At 53.0% G+C, this 18,189-nt stretch carries 16 protein-coding genes; 9 read left to right on the top strand and 7 right to left on the bottom strand.

Annotation, left to right across the window (positions count from 1 at the left end):
- The first annotated feature begins 172 nt into the window (after positions 1–172).
- Positions 173–3,961, top strand: coding sequence for a hypothetical protein (locus AC0YNV_RS16995; RefSeq protein ID WP_475769110.1), 3,789 nt, complete (start codon positions 173–175; stop codon positions 3,959–3,961).
- 145 nt (positions 3,962–4,106) lie between these two features.
- Here AC0YNV_RS16995 and AC0YNV_RS17000 read toward each other — a convergent pair whose 3' ends face one another.
- Complete coding sequence (locus tag AC0YNV_RS17000; protein ID WP_475769111.1) at positions 4,107–4,493, bottom strand: cupredoxin domain-containing protein; 387 nt, start codon at positions 4,491–4,493, stop codon at positions 4,107–4,109.
- Between the two features lie 243 nt (positions 4,494–4,736).
- Positions 4,737–5,105: a phage holin family protein gene (locus AC0YNV_RS17005; protein WP_210045580.1), complete on the bottom strand. Its 369-nt coding sequence runs from the start codon at positions 5,103–5,105 to the stop codon at positions 4,737–4,739.
- A gap of 194 nt (positions 5,106–5,299) precedes the next feature.
- Here AC0YNV_RS17005 and AC0YNV_RS17010 point away from each other — a divergent pair, with 194 nt between their 5' ends.
- The 4 genes from AC0YNV_RS17010 to AC0YNV_RS17025 all read left to right on the top strand — a co-directional run bounded on the left by AC0YNV_RS17010 (position 5,300) and on the right by AC0YNV_RS17025 (position 10,271).
- Entirely contained in the window at positions 5,300–7,666 is a 2,367-nt protein-coding gene (locus tag AC0YNV_RS17010; RefSeq protein WP_475769112.1) for an endonuclease MutS2, read from the top strand.
- A gap of 62 nt (positions 7,667–7,728) precedes the next feature.
- On the top strand, positions 7,729–8,148 hold the full coding sequence (locus AC0YNV_RS17015) for a DUF350 domain-containing protein (RefSeq protein WP_475769113.1): 420 nt from the start codon (positions 7,729–7,731) through the stop codon (positions 8,146–8,148).
- A gap of 152 nt (positions 8,149–8,300) precedes the next feature.
- On the top strand, positions 8,301–8,858 hold the full coding sequence (locus AC0YNV_RS17020; RefSeq protein ID WP_475769114.1) for a hypothetical protein: 558 nt from the start codon (positions 8,301–8,303) through the stop codon (positions 8,856–8,858).
- Positions 8,859–8,951: 93 nt separating this feature from the next.
- Positions 8,952–10,271: an MFS transporter gene (locus tag AC0YNV_RS17025; RefSeq protein WP_475769115.1), complete on the top strand. Its 1,320-nt coding sequence runs from the start codon at positions 8,952–8,954 to the stop codon at positions 10,269–10,271.
- A gap of 138 nt (positions 10,272–10,409) precedes the next feature.
- Here the strand turns inward: AC0YNV_RS17025 and AC0YNV_RS17030 are convergent, their stop codons facing one another.
- Genes AC0YNV_RS17030 through AC0YNV_RS17040 form a run of 3 tightly spaced genes read right to left on the bottom strand, consistent with a single transcriptional unit; the run spans position 10,410 to position 12,798 of the window.
- Entirely contained in the window at positions 10,410–10,586 is a 177-nt protein-coding gene (locus tag AC0YNV_RS17030; RefSeq protein WP_210045585.1) for a twin-arginine translocase TatA/TatE family subunit, read from the bottom strand.
- Positions 10,587–10,604: 18 nt separating this feature from the next.
- Entirely contained in the window at positions 10,605–11,171 is a 567-nt protein-coding gene (locus tag AC0YNV_RS17035; protein WP_475769116.1) for a RidA family protein, read from the bottom strand.
- Between the two features lie 22 nt (positions 11,172–11,193).
- On the bottom strand, positions 11,194–12,798 hold the full coding sequence (locus tag AC0YNV_RS17040; RefSeq protein ID WP_210045586.1) for a flavin monoamine oxidase family protein: 1,605 nt from the start codon (positions 12,796–12,798) through the stop codon (positions 11,194–11,196).
- Between the two features lie 279 nt (positions 12,799–13,077).
- Here AC0YNV_RS17040 and AC0YNV_RS17045 point away from each other — a divergent pair, with 279 nt between their 5' ends.
- From AC0YNV_RS17045 to cysK, 4 genes are all read left to right on the top strand, one after another.
- Positions 13,078–13,323: a MerR family transcriptional regulator gene (locus AC0YNV_RS17045; protein WP_210045587.1), complete on the top strand. Its 246-nt coding sequence runs from the start codon at positions 13,078–13,080 to the stop codon at positions 13,321–13,323.
- A 25-nt stretch (positions 13,324–13,348) separates the two neighbouring features.
- Positions 13,349–14,104 carry a twin-arginine translocase subunit TatC gene (gene tatC, locus AC0YNV_RS17050; protein ID WP_475769117.1) on the top strand — a complete coding sequence of 252 codons (756 nt, stop codon included), beginning with the start codon at positions 13,349–13,351 and terminating at the stop codon, positions 14,102–14,104.
- Positions 14,105–14,382: 278 nt separating this feature from the next.
- Positions 14,383–15,321: an ADP-ribosylglycohydrolase family protein gene (locus tag AC0YNV_RS17055; RefSeq protein ID WP_475769118.1), complete on the top strand. Its 939-nt coding sequence runs from the start codon at positions 14,383–14,385 to the stop codon at positions 15,319–15,321.
- A gap of 16 nt (positions 15,322–15,337) precedes the next feature.
- A complete protein-coding gene (gene cysK / locus AC0YNV_RS17060; RefSeq protein WP_475769119.1) occupies positions 15,338–16,255 on the top strand; it encodes a cysteine synthase A in 918 nt (305 codons plus the stop codon).
- Positions 16,256–16,282: 27 nt separating this feature from the next.
- Here the strand turns inward: cysK and AC0YNV_RS17065 are convergent, their stop codons facing one another.
- The gene (locus tag AC0YNV_RS17065) at positions 16,283–17,356 is read right to left on the bottom strand and encodes a CotH kinase family protein (RefSeq protein ID WP_475769120.1); all 1,074 of its coding nucleotides are present in this window, start codon (positions 17,354–17,356) and stop codon (positions 16,283–16,285) included.
- Between the two features lie 145 nt (positions 17,357–17,501).
- Entirely contained in the window at positions 17,502–18,059 is a 558-nt protein-coding gene (locus AC0YNV_RS17070; RefSeq protein ID WP_475769121.1) for a hypothetical protein, read from the bottom strand.
- Positions 18,060–18,189 lie beyond the last annotated feature (130 nt).

The raw sequence follows: 18,189 nt of genomic DNA on the forward strand, positions 1-18,189 counted from the left end.
TTTGTTAAGCTTTGGTTAAGAAGAACGGCCAGCGGATGGATCGTGTCCGGGCAAACAGCGGGTTTTGGACGAAAGGCATCGTGTGCAGCTTGTAAGGCAATAGATCGAATTGGTTTAGCTTACGCTTTCGAAGATCAGATGCTTCGAGAACTTTTTAGGAGGACATGCCCTCATGGACGCTGCCGAACGCGCACGTGTAACAGTTGACATATATGGAAATCAATTTAAATTTACCGGTCATACCAACCCTGAATATATCAAGCGGATAGCCGCTCTGGTTGATGAGAATATGCATAAATTGGCGAAAGGGTATCCAAGGCTGGATTTGCCCAAAATTGCCGTTCTTGTTGCTGTGCATATGGCGGAAGACGTTTTCCGGCTCAGCCGAGAGAACGAGCGCATGCAGGAAATCGAGGCGCGGCGGGACGCGGCGGTTGCCGAGCTTGAGGAAAACAAGCTGCTGCTTGATTCCGTAAGGGAGAAAGCGGCTGCAGAGCTCGCTGAAGCCGAGGCCGAGCTTGCCATGGCCCAGGAAATCGCCCACGAGGAATTGGAGCGGATAAGCTCTGTTCTGCAGGGACGGCTGGAGCATGCCGCTCAGCAGGCCGATAAGGAGCTTGCCGCACAGCGCGACGCCCACCTGGAAGAGTTGAAGACGGAGAGGGAGATCGCCCGTCTGGAAGCGGAGCAGCTGCTCGCCTCGCATGACAGTGAGCTGACGAACATGCGGGAATCCGCACAGACGGAGCTTGAACGCCTGCAAGAGAATCATGCAATGGAAGCGGATCAACAGCGCGAGGCTGCGAATCTCGAGCTTAATCATGTGAAGGAGTCGCTCAGCTCGGAGCTTGCGCTGGAGCGGGAGGCGCATGCGCAAGCGGCAGCTTTGGCGGCTGCAGAACTGGAACAGGAGCGGACAGAGCTTGCACGTCAGCTGGAGAAAGCGCAGTCCGATGCCCGGGATGAGCTTGCGCTTGTCCATGCCATTCATGGCGAGGAGCTTGAGCGTGAGCGCGAAGCCGCGCGCAAGGAAGCACAACGAGCGGCTGCTGAATGGGGCGTGACGCTGGCGCGGCTGCACGCCGATCAGGCAGCGGCAGCGGAAGCGGCGCAAGCGGAGCTTGAGCTTGCCCGTGCTGTACATGACGAGCAGCTGGCGCAGCTGCGGGAGGAGCAGATAGCGGCAGGTGAAACAGCGCAGCTGGAATTTGCGCGGCTGCGCTCCGAGCTGCAGGCAGAGCTCGCGGAAGCCAAGGCAGCGGCTGAAGCCGAACTGGAGCGGGTGAGGCTTGCCTCGCGCGAACGCATTGAACGTTTGCGGGCGGATGCCGACCGCGCAGCAGCTGCGGCAGCCCTGGCTGCTGAGGAGCAGCTAAGGCAGGTCCGTGAAGCGGCCGCTGCCGAATTGGAGCAGGAGCGCGCGGCTTCAGCAGCGGCATTAAGCGAGGAACGCGAAATTGGGCAAGCCATGCTGGAAGAGGCGGAGCGGACAGCCGCCGCAGCGGCAGCGGCGGCCGCGGCTGGTCAGGCAAAGCTTGCGGAGGCGGAGCAGGCGTTTGCGGCTATGAAAGCGGAGCTGGAGGAGCAGTTGGCCGAGGCGAAGGAATCGTCCCGGTTGGAAGTTGAGCGTGAGCGGGCAGCCGCGGAGAAGGAGCTGCGGGAAGAACGCGAGCTCGCGCAGGCGATGATTGCGGAAGCGGAGCAAGCTGCTGCGGCTATGAAAGCGGAGCTGGAAAAGCAGCTTGAGCAAGTGCGGGAAGCGGCTCGTCTGGAGCTTGAGCGTGAGCGGTCAGCTGCCGTGGAAACCATTCGAGAAGAGCGCGAGTTCGCGCAGGCGATGGTGATGGAAGCAGAGCAGACAGCGTCTGCGGTGAAACAAGAGCTTGCGGAAGCGGAGCAGTCTGCTGCGGCGGCAAAAGCAGAGCTGGAGGAGCAGCTGGCGCAAGTGCGGGAAGGGGCTCGTCTGGAGCTTGAGTGTGAACGGTCAGCTGCCGAGGAAACCATTCGAGAAGAGCGCGGGTTGGCGCAAGCGATGGTTGCGGAAGCGGAGCAGGCAGAGTCTGCGGCGAGGCAAGAGCTTGCGGAAGCGGAGCGGGCTGCGGCGGCAGTGAGGGCGGAGCTCGAGAAGCAGTTGGCACAAGTGCGGGAAGCGGCTCGTCTGGAGCTTGAGCATGAGCGGTCAGCTGCCGAGGAATCCATTCGGGAAGAGCGCGAGTTGGCGCAAGCGATGGTGGAGGAAGCAGAGCAGGCAGCGTCTGCGGTGAAGCAGGAGCTTGCGGAAGCGGCTCAGGCCGCGGCGATGGTGAAGGCGGCGCTGGAGAAGCAGTTGGCCGAAGCTGCAGAATCGTCGCGCTTGGAGCTTGAGCGTGAGCGGTCAGCTGCCGAGGAAACCAATCGGGAAGAGCGCGAGTTGGCGCAAGCGATGATTGAGGAAGCGGAGCAGGCAGTGTCTGCGGTGAAGCAGGAGCTTACGGAAGCAGAGCAGGCTTCAGCGGCAGTGAAGGCGGAGCTGGAAAAACAGCTGGCACAAGTGCGGGAAGCTGCTCGTCTGGAGCTTGAGCGTGAGCATGCAGCTGCCGAGGAAACCAATCGGGAAGAGCGCGAATTGGCGCAAGCGATGATTGAGGAAGCGGAGCAGGCTGCGGCAGCAGTGAAGGCGGAGCTGGAGAAGCAGTTGGCCGAGGCGAGAGGATCGTCGCGACTGGAGCTTGAGCGTGAGCGTGCGGCGGCCGAGTCCGCGCTGCGGGATGAACGCGAGTTGGCGCAGGCGATGCTGGAGGAAGCAGAGCAGGCAGCTGCGGCAGCAAGAGCAGAGATGGAGGAGCAGCTGGTTCGATTCCGGGAAGCAGCCCAATTCAAGCTAGAACAAGAGCGGGCAGAGTCAGAGAAGACACTACGAGCGGCAAACGAGTCGGCGATGGCGAAGCTGGAAGAAGCGGAGCGAGCCGCTGCGGCCGCTCGTGCAGATCTCCTTGAGGAGCGTGAAACCTCTCAGGCAATGCTGGAGCAAGCAATTCGCGAAGGTGAAGAGCAAGCTGAGATGATCAGAGAGGAGCTTGTGTCCGAGCGTGAGAGGCTTGAACACAGGCTTACAGAGGAACTGGACCGTCTGGCGCTGGAGTGGCAGCAGGAACGTGAGCAGCTTACCGGCAAACTGGCGCAGGTACGTCGTGACAATAATGAAGCGCAAGCTGCATTATCCGAGCAGCATCAGGAAGTGGAACGCCTTGCAATGGAGGCTGCTGAACGCGAGGAATCGCAGCGTACGACTGTAGATATTCTCGAGCGGGATCTGCTGGAGCGCGAGATCGGCTATGAGGAGCTGCAGCGTCAATTCGCCGAACTGCAGCAGCAGGATATCCGCCGCTCCCAAGCCCTGCAGCAGCAGGAGATGCAGCTCGCGGAGCTGCGTGACCAGCTGACCATTGCGCAGCATACAGCAGATGAAGCGGATAACCGGCTAGCCCAGCTGACAGAGCAGCAGGAGCTTCTGAAGGAAGAGCTTGAGAAACATAGCGCTCAGGAACAGGATCTTCGCCAGAAACTGCAGACGGCAGAGGAACGTGCTGCCGATATGATGAATGAAGCCAGAATGCAGATGGCAGAGGCCGAGCGCATCGCCGAAGAAACAGCAGCGGAGGCAAAGGAAAGAGAACGCACCGCTGTCTCTGAGCTTGAGCGTGCGAAGCAGGAAGCTGCCGCGCATGCCGAAGCGGAAGCCGGTTTGTACGAGCAGCTGCTGCAAAGTGAAGAGGAGACCAGCGAAGCCAGACTCCGGATGCAGCAGCTGCTGGAAAGAATCACAGAGCTGGAGGCGCTGGCGTCGGAGACAAGCTTGTCCGGTATCGATTTGCAAGCCGAGCATGAGCGTCTGCAGATTGAACATGGGAAACTGAAGACAGAGTACTCCAAGCTGCAGACGGAATACAATGAATGGATTGAACTGATCGAGGAAAGTTAAAGCCAAAAATGCCGAAGGGACGATTACGTCCTTCCGGCATTTTTTCGGCTGAAACGGGTCTAACTATCGACAAAAAAAGCTCCACGCTCTATTGTGTCAACAAGAGCATGGAGCGATTTTTCAGTTCCAGGTTAATTCCGTTCATCTATTCGACTTTGATTTTGGCAACCATTTGGGTGTGGCCATTACCGCATGGAATGTTGCAGTGGAGCTCATACTCTCCTGCATCCGCAATCGTTACATCCTGCGATTTGCCATTGGTCAGCTTAACATTCAGAGCTGGAATTTCTATGCCGTGAACCCCGTCTGCATCCAGGGTGACGGTAGTGGCTTCACCTTTTTTGATGGTGTAGACCTCTTTGTCAAATTCCCAGTTGCTTGCCTTGATCACGACTTCATTCGCGGCGGCTGCGCTTGTCTCTGTTGCGGCGCCGTTCTCAGGTGCGTTGTTATTGGCACTGTTGTTCGAACCGCAAGCGGCCATGATCAGCACAAGAACGGTAACTGCGGACACCAGCAATAATTTTTTCATTTAAGTAAACTCCCTCCATTTATTCTATAGGCCAACCATGCATATTCCATTATAACTGGAATAGTTGGAAATTGCAGTGTCAAACATATGAATGGCTGATGAACAAATGATGAACATTTCAAATAAAATCACTGTAACCGTTAGTTATCGCAGTTAGCAGTAATCCATTTCTATCCGGACAGCAAAACCGGGTATAACGACGATCCGTCATACCCGGTCTTGTTGCCAGGAATTCCATAAACTTTAAGCGTGCTGTTTATCGCGGTCCCGTCCTGCATCATACGGTGTGGCCACCGGAATGAACAAGTCGATGATCCCGATTACAAGAGCGGCCAGAATGGCACCCAGCCAGGTGACATTCACCCCGCCTACGATAAACTGGGCAATCCAGATGACAACGACACTGGCGATAAAGCCGACAATGCCGCGGCCGAATGGGGTAACCCGTTTGCCGAAGATGCCTTCGATAATCCAGCCAAGAGCTGCGATGACGAGCGCCAGCAATAACGCGCTCCAAAATCCGCCGACACTGAACTGAGGCACGATGTAGCCAACAATCATCAGCACGATGGCTGAAACGACGAAACGAACGACATGACCCAGAAAATGCATGTGCAAACCTCCTCCGTGTTTTTAGCAACACTCCCGCACTCATCGATAATGAGTAATTTTCGGAAGTATAGTTTAACTTCATGGGATGCATCATTATTGTCTCCCGCTTTGCTGCTGTCATTCATGGCAGCATCCGTCATGGCATACGTTGTACGCATCGGCTATAATAAGAATCGAGGGGAGTTGTGCTCGTTTTGGACAATAAAATCTTACACACACTAGAATTTTCAAAAATAGTAAATAAATTATCGCAGCACGCGTCGACCTCGCTCGGTAAAGCGGTGGCCGATGCCATTCGTCCGAGCTCCGATCTGGAAGCGGTCAAACTGACGCTTCAGGCTACGGATGAGGCGTATAAAGCGGACCGTCTGAAGGGCAATGCTCCCTTCGGCGGAATCGTAAACATTCGTCCGGCCTTGCTGCGCTCCATTATAGGTGGAACGCTGAATCCTGCCGAGCTGCTGGAAATCGCAGAGACGATACGCGGCTCGCGGCGGGTAAAGCGTCATGTCCTTCAGCTACATGATGATGATCCGGTTCCCATGCTGGCCGATATGGCGCAGCAGCTGACCGAGCATAAGGTATTGGAAGATGCCATTCTCAATTGCATCGACGAACAGGCGGAGGTCATGGACAGCGCAAGTAATGAGCTTGCCGGCATCCGCAGAGAACTGCGGGGCGGGGAGGCGCGGGTCCGTGAAAAACTGGAGCAAATGGTCCGTTCTTCATCCGTGCAGAAGATGCTGCAGGACGCTATCGTAACTATTCGAAACGATCGGTACGTCATTCCCGTAAAACAAGAGTACCGTTCCCATTTTGGCGGTATCGTTCATGACCAGTCAGGATCGGGAGCGACATTGTTTATTGAACCGGAAGCGATCGTTGCCATGAACAACAAGCTTCGTGAGCTGCGGTTGTCCGAGACCCGCGAAATTGAGAAAATACTGCAAAAGCTGACCGCGCAAACAGCGGAATACGCAGAAGAGCTGCAGCTGGATCTGGAAGTGCTTGGCGAGCTTGATTTTGCTTTTGCCAAGGGAAGACTCGCCCACCAGATGGGGGCGACGCTGCCCCGCATGAACGACCGCGGTTATTTGAAGCTGCGCCGTGGCAGGCATCCGCTTATCGCCCGTGAGAATGTCGTCCCTACCGACGTGGAGCTCGGCAATTCGTATTCGACGATCATCGTCACAGGACCGAATACGGGAGGCAAGACCGTGTCGCTCAAGACAGTTGGGCTGCTCAGCCTGATGGCCATGTCCGGCATGTTCGTGCCCGCAGAAGACAACAGCCAGCTATGTGTATTTGACGCGATTTACGCCGATATCGGCGACGAGCAAAGCATTGAGCAAAATCTTAGCACGTTCTCCAGTCACCTGACCAACATCATTCGCATACTCGGCAATATGACGCCCAAGAGTCTGGTGCTGCTGGATGAGCTGGGTGCGGGAACCGATCCTGCAGAAGGCTCCGCTCTGGCGATTGCCATACTGGAGCATATGCACAAGCTGGGCTGCCGCATTATTGCGACCACGCACTACAGCGAGCTTAAGGCATATGCCTATAACCGCAAAGGTATCATCAATGCGAGCATGGAGTTTGATGTGCAGACGCTCAGCCCTACTTATCGTCTGTTGATCGGTGTGCCGGGACGAAGCAATGCGTTTGCTATCGCAGAGCGGTTGGGCCTTCAGCGGTCGATCATCGATGTGGCGCGCGGCGAGGTCAGTGAAGAGGATATGAGGGTCGAGAATATGATTGCCTCGCTTGAGGAGAACCGGCTGGCGGCCGAAGCCGAACGGAACTTGGCAGAGAGATTGCGCAAGGATCTGGAAGCTCAGCAGGTGAAGCATGAAGCGGAGCGCAGCAAATTTGACGAGCAGCGCGACAAGCTGCTTGCCAAAGCTCAAGAGGAAGCTCATGAGGCGATTGCCAAGGCAAGAAAGGAAGCCGAGCAAATTATCTCCGATTTGCGCAAGCTTGCCATGGAGGAAGGAGCGTCAGTCAAGGAGCATAAGCTGATTGACGCGCGCCGCAAGCTGGATGAAGCTGCTCCGGAGCTGAAAAAATCAAAATCCAACAAGCCAAAGAACGCTGAAAAGCCGCAGCGGATCGAACCCGGCGACGAGGTCATGGTTTACAGCCTGGGTCAGCGCGGCCATGTCATTGAGATCAACGGCAGCGATGCCCTGGTGCAGCTTGGCATTCTGAAGATGAAGGTGGCTACCGGCGATTTGGAGCTGGTGAAACGGGCTGAAACCGCCAAGACCCAGCAGCCTAAGCTTGCTGCAAGTCTCAAGCGGACCCGCGACGAGAATGTGCGTATGGAGCTTGACTTGCGCGGGGCAAATCTTGAAGAAGCGATTGTGGAGGTTGACCGTTTCCTGGATGAATCCTTCCTTGCCGGGCTTGGCCAGGTTTACATTATTCATGGCAAGGGAACGGGCGTTCTGCGAACGGGTATCAGTGAGTTTTTGCGCCGTCACAAGCATGTCAAGACTTATAGACTGGGCAATTACGGAGAGGGTGGAGTCGGCGTCACCGTCGCGGAAATGCGTTAATTCAGCTTCATGCCAACAAACAGTATGCGTTTCCTATTTTTTGGATAAAAGGGAGGCTCTTAATGGAAAACGAAATCGACACGCTGCTCAGCAATCCTTATGCGGCGTCACTTGCTTGCGTTTCAGTCGCCATTTTGGCACTGGTCGTTTTCCTTTATTTCTTTGAGTACGTAACCCGGTACAAATGCTGGCATGAAATTAAACAGGGGAACATGGCCGTCGCCATGGCAACGGGAGGCAAAATTTTCGGAATCTGCAATATATTCCGGTTCTCGATTCAAGCCAACGATACGGTGTATCTAAGTTTATTGTGGGGGACATTCGGCTTCCTGCTGCTTATCGTCGCTTATTTTCTGTTTGAATTCCTGACCCCCGTATTCCGGATCGATGACGAGATCAAGAAGGACAACCGGGCTGTCGGCTTTATTGCCATGATTATCTCGGTGTCCATCTCCTATATAATCGGCGCTACGCTTGCCTGATTGCCGATTGCGATCAGTACCAGACCAACAAACTTCGGAGAGGGCCTTAACGCTAATGAAATATTTATGGGGAACTTTATTTGCGCTTGCGTTGCTGTTTGTCGTGCTTGGCGTATTTTATTTAACGAAATAAAAGGGTGGAGGAGAAATGGATGGCGGAAGTTGAAAATACGGTTTGTCCGTGGTGCCAAACGGAAATCGTCTGGGATGAAGAAATAGGGCCGGAGCGGCATTGCCCGCATTGCGAGAATGAGCTGTCCGGATACCGGACGCTGCAGATCGGCCTGGACGGGATTGACGAAGACGAAGATGAAGAGGAGATTGGAGAAGAAGAAGACTGGGAGGAGCGCAATGATCGTGCGGAGGCGAGCGGAATAAGCCTGGCGCCTGATTTGTCGGAGCTTCGCCAATACAACAGGGACCAGCTGGTGCTCAAAGAAGCAATGGACCGGCTGCTCGACGATCAGCTTGAAGCACCGGAGTGTCCGTCCTGCCGGGAATTCATGCTTGAGGCAGGGACCCAAACCATAACGGAAGCGCAGTTCAAGCCGCGGACCCCGGCAACCATGACGGAGCCGCTTCTGACGCCGCCGTTCCAGATTGTGTTGTACGTTTGCCCTTCCTGCTTTCACACCGAGCAGCGTCTTGGGGTTCAGGAGCAGGAACGACTGATCCAGCTATTATCAAATGAGGTAGGGAACGGAAAATAATGGGAAGTTATTCAATCCGGCATGCATTGCAGCTTTTGAGGGTACCTTACGTCAGGTAAACGCTCAAAAAGCAAACATGCGGGAGGGATAGGTTTGGAGCACAGCAAGCATGCCGTCCGCTCAAGGGGGTCCGCTCCATCCGCCCCAGGCAAACTGCGGACAGAATCCTTCGCAGGAGACGGACGCTCCGGCAGTGGACCGGCTTTGGACAAGCAGGCTGTTCTGCTTCTTGCGGTACAGGGGCTTATTGCGATTGCCACAGCCTTGTCGGGTACTTTCCTGCCTATTTACCTGTGGAAGGCAAGCCAATCGTTAGCGCTGATCGGGTGGTTTCATTTCACCTTGTATACAGTTAGCGGACTTACGTTCTGGATTGCCGGCAAATGGGTCAAGGAGCATAACAAGATGAACAGCCTCCGGCTGGGGATTGTATTGTCGGGGGTATTTTATTTTGTTATCCTTCTGCTTGGTACCCGGGCGGTTACATATGCAATCCCGCTCGGTGTGCTTGGAGGACTTGGGCAAGGATTTTTCTGGCTGGCCTACAATGTGGTTTATTTTGAAATCACGGAGCCGGCCAACCGGGACCGCTTCAACGGCTGGACAGGGCTGATTGCCTCCGGTGCAGGTATTGTCGTTCCCTGGATATCGGGATTTATTATTACGGCTTCTACGGGTAACCAGGGCTACAGTATAATCTATACCGCATCGGCCATCATATTTGGCATTGCCACGATCCTCAGTTTTTGGCTCAAAAAGAGAGAGGCTGCCGGCCGCTATGAATGGCTGTATGGCTTCAGGCAGCTCAAAACTCCCGGTGACCCTTGGCGCCGCGTTGCGCTTGCGATTGTGGCGCAGGGCATACGCGACGGGGTATTTATGTTTCTTGTCGGGCTGCTGGTCTTTATGGCGACAAGAAATGAACAGAAGCTTGGCAGCTTCTCGCTGATCACTTCGCTGCTTGCTTTGATCAGCTTCTGGCTGATCGGCAGGCTGCTCAGGCCGCACTTGAGGAGCCGGGCGATGCTGTTTGGGGCTGCAGCGGTGACGGCGGCCATACTGCCGCTGTTTTGGCCGCAGCGCTATGAAACGCTGCTGATATTCGGGATCGGAACGGCGCTTTTTATGCCGCTTTTTATTATTCCCATGACATCGGTGGTCTTCGATTTGATCGGGCGCAATGAGGAAAGCGTCAAACGGCGGGAAGAATTCGTTGTCCTGCGGGAAACCTCCCTGACAATTGGACGCCTAGTTGGGATTGCCGCTTATTTGCTCGTACTGCCCCAGGCAAATTCCGCACCGCAGGCTATTCCTTGGCTTATGCTGATCATTGGCGCATTTCCGTTAGCATGCTGGTTCCTGGTACGGGGCTATGTGAACAAAAGTCCTGCCGGAAGGAAGGAACCGGTCTGATCCAAGCGGCTGGACAAATATTCGGGTGGTCCTTGCGTTGGATCAGACGATGCTTTATTGGAGAAATAAACAGAGCAAAAAGAGAAGCCCTGAAATAGCGGGGCTTCTCCTTTTATTTGTGTAAGATATATTTGTAGACTATACTTGCTTATCTTCCTCTTTATGATCGGCAACGAGATCCTTGGCTGATGATTTGAACTCATGAAGCGTGCGTCCTACTGCACGTCCGAGCTCCGGCAGCTTGGTAGGGCCGAAAACAATCAAAACGACAACGAGAATCATCATAAGTCCGGGCAGTCCGATATTTTGCAGCATATGATCACTCCTCTATTTTTAATCTTGATTGTAGCGCTTGGGATAGACGGCAACAGCTTCAATTTCAATAAGCCAATCAGCATTGACCAGGGCGGCGACTCCAAGTGTGGAGCGGGCAGGTTTAACGGGATTTTCCGGTGTGTTGAAAAATTGCGCATAGGCTTCGAACCAGCCGTCAAAATCAAATTTGCCTTCTTTCAGAGCATCCTGGGCGATGTATACGCGGAGATAAGCGACATCGGCAAGTGTCAGATCCTGCTCCTTCAACTGCTTTTCAATTTCCTTCAGAATGCCGATTCCCTGGGTCTTGGTATCGCCGTATCGTTCATATACGGTTTTCCCATCCTTGTTGAGCACAGGCGGTACAGTACCGCTTGTCGAAAAAGTGGCTGAACCTGCAGGGATGGCGACCGAGCTGGAGATGGAAGAAGTGGGGCTTCCGTAGTATTCCACTTCATTAATAGGCTCCTTCAAATATCTGTTCGGGGTCTCGGGATCCCCCTGTGCGGCAAATGCGCTCACACAAAGAAAGCTGGATATGACGGCTGTGCCCATCAATAATTTGACTTTTTTCGGCAGGCTCAATAATATTCCTCCTTATGGTCTATTAGTCTTTCAGCACGCGCTGATGGATGTCCGTTACAACCGAACGGGCGGATTCAATCGCCCCGGCCTGCCAAGCCGTGATGTAGCTGATATGCTCCCCGGCAAGGTAGATTCGTCCGTCCGGCTTGCAAAGAGTAGGATAGTAGGTCTTCCGGTCGTCTCCGGAATAAGATACCCAGCCTCCGAGATTGTATTTTATTTTTTTCCAGTCGATCGAGAAGGAGGTCTGGAACTCATCATAGAATTGCGGATGAATTTTGGCCCCCTGCATCATGGCATGCTTTTCGCGTTCCTGATAGGACATTTTGCCCAGCTTGTCGGCGTTGGAACCAAAGACATAGTAACCGAGCAGAATGCCTTTCTTGGAAAAATATTTCGTAGGCGGGTAGTACATTTGGGTGATATCCATATTGGTCATGGTATTGCCGCCGTAGATTTGCTCATCCTCTTCCCAGAAGCGGCGTTTGAACTGAAGCCCCATTTTCCCTGCGGAGGCATATCCGACGCTGGAAATCGCTTTGGCCATATTAGGCGAGAAGTCTGCCGGGATGCCCTTGAGGACAGATAAGGGGATTGTGCAGATGCAGAAATCGCCTGTTACTTCTCTGTCGACATTCTTCTGCAGATCCGTATAGACAATCCGCACTCCCGAGGAGGACTGACGGATTTCTTTAACCTCCGCCTTGTATTTGATCTGGTGTCCTACCCTTTTCTCAAAGGCTTTGGAGATCATATCCATGCCTCCGACAGGGTGGAACATCATCATTTGCATATCATAGCTGTATTCGCTGCTGAAGAAATTGCCGAAGCCGGAATTAATGATCGCTTTCATGTCAAAAGGGTCTCTCAGCACCCCGGCGTCCAGTCTGCTTCCCGGTTCGTCCTTATAGCCGCCGCGTTCAGAGCCCCGGTAAAATAAATCCTCTTCAAGATTCCCTTCCGCCTTGAGATAGTTGACCAGTTTAATTTTCTCGTCTGCCGTAATCGGGAGATCGAGCGCTTTCTGATTAACGGCTTTCGCCATCATCTCGGAAACATAACCTCTCATATCGGCTTTGGCAGCCCGTTTGCGGATCTTCTGGCCGGAAAGCGCGCCCACATTCTCGTTATAATAATAAGCGCTGTCATTCACGTTGTTGAAGGGCTCCATCTCCACACCAAACTCACGGCAGTAGTCCATGGTCACATGAAACTGCGGAATGCGCATTGGACCTGCGTTCAGGTACATGCCGTCATCGAACCGGGCGATCTGCTTGGAAGCGCCCACCTCAGCTTCTGTCGTGCCCTTCCTGACCGACCAGTTCCGTCCGCCCGCCCGTTCCCTGGCTTCAAGAATGGTAACGTCGTAGCCGGCTTTACCGAGCTCGTAGGCAGCTGTCATACCGCCGATACCAGCTCCGAGAATAATGACTTTCTTGCCATTGCGGTTGGTTGCCGTTAAATCGCCACTTCGGGGAGGCGTGAAATCTGCTGCTTTTACGGTTTCAGGCGAAAGCAGGCCGAGTGTTCCCATAACACTGAATACGGCCGCCGATCCTCCGACTTTTCCAACGGTCGTTAAGAACTGCCTGCGGGTAATTTCATTCGGTTTCTCTTTAGTCTCCACGGCGCGACATCTCCTTCTCAAAGTAGATTCAACCTTGCAAGGAAAATGTATCACACCGCTTGCCGTGGCGAATCAAAAAATGTTAGATTATCTAACATAAATTATTTTTATGCGCAGCCTGAATTTAATAAATATTTATAATAGGCTTGCAAAGATTTAAAGCGCTTGCTATAATCCGTCCCAACCCCCTTGATTAACGTCATGTTTCTTAACATTCAAGGTTATTTTACTTACTGAATTGATGTTGAAGCATTCAAACACCAAAGGAGGCTAAGCGTTATGGAAGAGAAAGTGATGTATATAGGGATGGTGTGTGAGCTTACAGGATTATCTGAAAGGCAGATTCGTTACTACGAGGAAAGAAAGCTGGTTTTTCCCGTTAGGACCAAAGGAGGAGTTCGAAAATATTCATTCGAGGACGTGGATAATATCCGTGAGATCAACCGGAATATAAAGGACGGTTTTCGGACGTTTGAGCTGAAAGGCATGCTGAACAAACGTCTGCACGGAAGAGGCCAGGCATAATTCAAATACGAAAGGGGAAACCGTGATGATTGAAGAAAAGAAGATGACCTTAATTGAACATCTTGCAGAGCTTCGAAAACGGATTATCGGGGTAATTGTCGTTCTATTTCTGACCATGATCGGGGGCTTGATCCTTTCGCCAAAAGTACTTCTCTATCTGAAAGGCATTCCGCCGGCTTCCGGAATTACATGGAATGTTTTCTCGCCTTGGGACGCGCTGCGTATCTATATGCAGGTTGCCTTTGTGATTTCGGCAGCCGTCACTCTCCCCTATATCCTGTACCAGCTCTGGAGCTTTATGAAAGTCGGGCTAAAGAAGGAGGAACAGGAGGCTACGCTGCGCTACATTCCCTACTCGGTCCTATGTTTCCTGATTGGAATTGGATTCGCGTATTTTGTCGTATTTCCGATGAGCTTCAGTTTCACTTCCCGGATATCCGACCAGCTGGATCTTACCCAGACGTACGGCATCGCCCAATACTTCGGTTTCATGCTCAGCATCGTAATACCCATGTCCCTGGCTTTTGAACTGCCGGTTGTTATTATGTTTTTGACAAAAATCGGTGTGCTTACGCCCAAGGTATTGAACAGCATGCGCCGTTATGCCTACCTGGGACTTGTCATTTTGGCCAGTCTGATCTCACCGCCTGAACTCATTTCACATTTGATGGTCTTTATCCCTCTGGTTGTTCTTTATGAAATCAGCGTCTGGCTGTCCCGTGTCGTCTATCGCAAGAAGACAAAAGTGCCCGCTATCGATGCAGCTGTAATGAACGGGTGATCCGGTGCGGATAACTCTGCTTCCTATCTATCCGGCAAATTGAGAGGATAGGCATGACGACCCGTATAACCTGTATATAATGAAGCAAAAAATAAGGGGCTGCCGCGGCGGTCCCTTTTTCATGCGTCCTTGCTTTACTCTGTATTGACGAAACGATATATATTCATTAGCTGCAGGGCGTTAGATCCATTATAATTGAGGGTGGAACAACAAGCGTACGCTGATCCGGCGAGCAGCAGGATTGGAAGCTAATGAAATGACGGAAGAGGATTGGGATCATGGCTAAAGTGAAGGACGGCATCATCGGTTTATGCGTTGGAGACGCTTTGGGCGTTCCTGTCGAATTTCGGTCGAGACAAGCATTGGAGCAGTCGCCGCTGATGGATATGACAGGCTTCGGCTCGCATAATCAGCCTGCCGGAACCTGGTCGGATGACAGCTCTCTTACCTTCTGCCTGATGGACAGCTTGGCGGAATGCGGAGAAATTGATTTGGTTGATCTGGCAGGCAAGTTCGGCGAATGGTGCTGGAGAGCCAAATGGACGCCGCATGACGAAGTATTTGATATCGGCATTGCCACCCGGGAGGCAATCATCAGACTGGAAGATGCGGCGCTGCCTCCGCAGCTTGCAGGCGGATCAGATGAATTCAGCAATGGCAACGGTTCTTTAATGAGGATTCTTCCGCTTGCCTATTACCTGGAGGGTCATTCCTTTGAAGAGCGCATACATGCCGTAACGCGGATATCTTCTCTTACCCATAGACATCCGATTTCGATTATTGCTTGTGTAATCTATGTGGAAACTGCTATTTCCCTGATAGAAGGGAAGCATTTAGAGGACAGTCTGGATCAGGCTAAGGAAGCTGTTGCCCGGCATTATGCCCTCAGTCCGGAGCTTTCGGCCTTCGATCGCGTTATGCAGGGGGATTTGAAGCGGCTGGGCAGGAATGAGATTCAGTCCTCCGGTTATGTGGTTCATACGCTGGAAGCCAGTCTGTGGTGTCTGATGAATTCCGGAAGCTATGAGGAAGCGGTATTGAAAGCAATCAATCTGGGCGAGGATACAGATACGACCGGAGCTGTTACAGGTGGATTGGCCGGTCTGATGTACGGACTTGACGGTATCCGCAAGAGCTGGATCATACATCTGGCAAGGCTTGAAGAGATTATGGGCTTATGCGATCGGTTCGAAGAGGCCATAGAGCAAAGAAAGTGAAATCAGGGAGGATATAATGGGGCGTATTGTAAACAGCATAACGGAGCTTATCGGAGATACACCCGCGGTTTGTCTGCAGCGATTGACGCAGCCGGAAGACGCGGAGGTGATTGTAAAGCTGGAGAGATTCAACCCCAGCGGCAGCGTGAAGGACCGCGCGGCGTCTTCCTTGATTCTGGATGCCGAGCGAAGAGGCAAGATTCAGCCGGGGGATACGATTATTGAACCAACAAGCGGGAATACCGGAATAGGTCTGGCGATGAATGCCGCAGCCAAAGGCTACAAGCTGATTCTGGTTATGCCCGACAATATGTCGCAGGAGAGAATCTCGCTGCTTAAGGCCTATGGTGCAAAAGTAGTTCTGACGCCGGCGGCGGAGCGGATGCCCGGCGCGATCCGCAAAGCAATGGAGCTGCAGGCTGAACGGCCAGGCAGCTATATTCCCAATCAATTCGAGAACCCTGCGAACCCCGATATTCACCGGGTAACAACGGCGCCGGAAATTATCGAACAAACGGAAGGCCGACTTGACGCTTTTATCGCCACTTCAGGAACAGGAGGCACAATAACCGGTACAGGCGAAGCCTTGAAGGCGGCCATTCCCGGTCTGCATATAGCTGTCGTCGAGCCATTGGGATCGCCAGTCCTGTCCGGCGGCCAGCCTGGGCCGCATAAGCTTGTGGGCACCAGTCCCGGCTTCGTCCCGGCTATACTCAACACCTCCGTATATGATGAAATTATCCGCGTGTCCGATGATGATGCCATCCGCACCATGCGCGATCTGGCCAGACTGGAAGGACTGCTTCTGGGCCCGTCCTCCGGGGCGGCTGTCTGGGCAGCCATGCAGGTTGCCTCCCGGATTGGAAAAGGCGGGCGTGTGCTCTGCATGGCCCCGGACAGCGGCGAGCGTTATTTAAGTATGGAGCTATATTGAAAGAAGAAGATGAGGACGCATGGCGGTTTAATTTTTCCAGCTGCTCAAGGCTTCCCTGACAATAAGCCGTCTTTCATTGATGTAGTTCTTGAATACCTCCGGCTCTTCCTGAAAAGTGTGGAAGGGCCACTTTCTCGTGAAATCGTCTCTGATCGCTGGCGTCAGCTCCCCGTGCAGCTTCATCAGGACGGGCTCCAGCCGCTGTATGGTAAATTTATCAGCCAACAGCTGGTTCAGAATACGGCGATAAGCCTGCCGGCAGGAACGGTAGGATAATATTTTGCGCGTCAGGATGTTGTACCCTTTTACCCGAACCAGATCGCTGCCGCATAATTTGCCATAGCAGTTTCTTCCCCAAGTGCCCTCATAATCCCAGGGGATAATCCGGTATTTGCCGCTTGTTGTATGCTCATAAAGGGCATAGTTCTGATCAAATCCGTCATAATTTCCGGTTAGCACGGCGCCGGCAAGCCACTTCAAGTAAAGTCCGATGTCGAGCCGCTTGACGAGATAGGAGCGGAGAGCGTCGCCGGCGGGGCGGTTAATCCGTCTAACGAAGCGGGTCAGGCGGACAGGTGTCTCCTTCGTCCCCTTCATCACGCGGTAACCGGAAAAAAGTGTAGATTTATGCTGATTCGTATCCGGGTCGATGAGACTGAAGTTGGCATTGTCATTAACCGCGTAGATGAGCGCCCTGGAGCCGATTTTCCGTTTTCTGAAGAAGGTCTGGTCCACGGCTTCGATATCCAGATAAACGCCGTGGGGCTGATCATTCCATTCCAGCCAGAAATGACGGGTTGAGGGTGCCGGTACCTGGATGGAGTTGAAAAAATAAAAGGAAAGGGCATTGCGCATCATCGACGGGTCGTCGAATTCAGCATTCCAATGCATGGTCTTATTATTACCATACCGCAGCTCGTAAGATTTTTTGGGATAATTGCGAGTATGGCCCCCGCGGAAGCGAAGCTGCGCCTCATAGGATTCTCCGTCCATTTCAAGTTTAACGGGAGCGAATTCATTGCTCCATACATCAGCCTGGAGCCTTGACAAATCGTCCTCATTGATCGTTATTTTGCGGGTCGGCAGTCCTTCCCCGGACATTGGACCATCTCCTTAACCAAAAGATAAAGCCTATCAGTAAAGACGATAGGCTTTTTTTATGATTCTTTACATTATGCAGGCATCAGCCTAATGGTCACTGCTGGTATGCCATGTTTGGCAAAGCTGAGTGGTTGAAGGTTATTCCTTAAGAGCGTTTTCCTCCGCCCCGGCTCTTGCTGCCGCGAGAACCTTGTGTACCCTGAGCGCCTTTGGAGCCCTGAGCACCTCTGGAGCCTTGAGCGCCTCTGGAGCCCTGAGCACCTCTGGAGCCTTGAGCGCCTCTGGAGCCTTGAGCGCCTCTGGAGCCTTGAGCGCCTCTGGAGCCCTGAGCACCTCTGGAGCCTTGAGCACCTCTGGAGCCTTGAGCACCTCTGGAGCCTTGAGCACCTCTGGAGCCCTGAGCGCCTCTGGAGCCCTGAGCGCCTCTGGAGCCCTGAGCACCTCTGGAGCCTTGATCGCCTTTGGAGCCCTGTGTGCCGCCAAGTCCACTGGAACGGTTCTCGCCTTGCGTGCCTTGAACATCGCCGGATCTGTGCTTGTTACCTTTTGTTACAGAATCCTCGCCGTCTGCGCACGGCATACCATTGGTATCTTCTTCCGTACTCTGCGCATCTTGCTTCTTTGGACTGCATTTCGCTCCTTTCCATGACTTCTTTGATGTTTTTTTGCTGCTTTTATAACCTTTGCCATTTGTACCGCTCATGAATAATTTCCTCCTTATATCATATTTATACAGGCTATGAAAATAATCTATCTGTCGCGCTAGGTTACAATCCAACTTGAATAAAATAGATATGAATCTACTTTATTGTGCTGGGTTGCAATCCAACTTG

It is taken from the genome of Paenibacillus sp. JT31N11, from assembly GCF_056269285.1.